Source organism: Chryseobacterium phosphatilyticum (genome assembly GCF_002899825.2).
GTDB lineage: Bacteria > Bacteroidota > Bacteroidia > Flavobacteriales > Weeksellaceae > Chryseobacterium > Chryseobacterium phosphatilyticum.
The window spans coordinates 1-583 of record NZ_PPED02000038.1 but is presented as its reverse complement, the minus strand read 5'-3'; the positions used below and the strand labels follow the sequence as shown (position 1 = coordinate 583).

Genomic DNA, 583 nt, shown 5'->3' with positions numbered 1-583 from the left:
AGGTACATGCCGCCATCAAACTGGTCGAAGCGAGCATCTCGCCGACAGAAGCAGCACGACAACTCGGCATCGGCCGATCGACCATCTATCGAGAAATGCGCCGCCTCGGCGTGGAAAGGCCCATCTGAATGTCCAGATCGAAATCGGCTCACGCTCTTTCCGGCCTGATGAAATATGCGGATCGCGCGCCATGGGATGAGGCATTGGCCGAAATGCTGTCCGCGCATCTCGATCCGGCGAGCGAAGCGACCGGACTCGAGCCTGACGCCATATTCGAGATAATTGGCGATCACTGGCAAGGGCCGCTATGGGGCTGCGCCTTTGAAGATCTGCTTACGCAGGAACTGGAACCCGACGGTCGCAATCTGGTCGATGACTATCTCAAGCGCCGGGGCTGGAACGAAAAGGCGCCGAACAAGGCCTATATGCGCGCGTTACGCGATACGGTCATGTCGCTCTATGAGGTCAGCGAAGTCGTGCCTGGTCAGTCGATGACCTTGCGCGATCTGCTGCGCGACGTTGCTCCGGTGACGGTGCGCGAACACGGTGCAACCCAGACCCTGGTCAACTGGGACAAGATCGC

The 583-nt window shown here is 59.3% G+C and carries 2 protein-coding genes; both read left to right on the top strand.

The window, feature by feature from the left end; genetic code table 11:
• Nucleotides 1-14 precede the first annotated feature (14 nt).
• On the top strand, nt 15-128 hold the full coding sequence (locus tag C1631_RS25325) for a helix-turn-helix domain-containing protein (RefSeq protein ID WP_497707257.1): 114 nt from the start codon (nt 15-17) through the stop codon (nt 126-128).
• The coding region (locus tag C1631_RS25320) for a hypothetical protein (RefSeq protein ID WP_228441491.1) at nt 129-583 on the top strand (455 nt) is incomplete at its 3' end.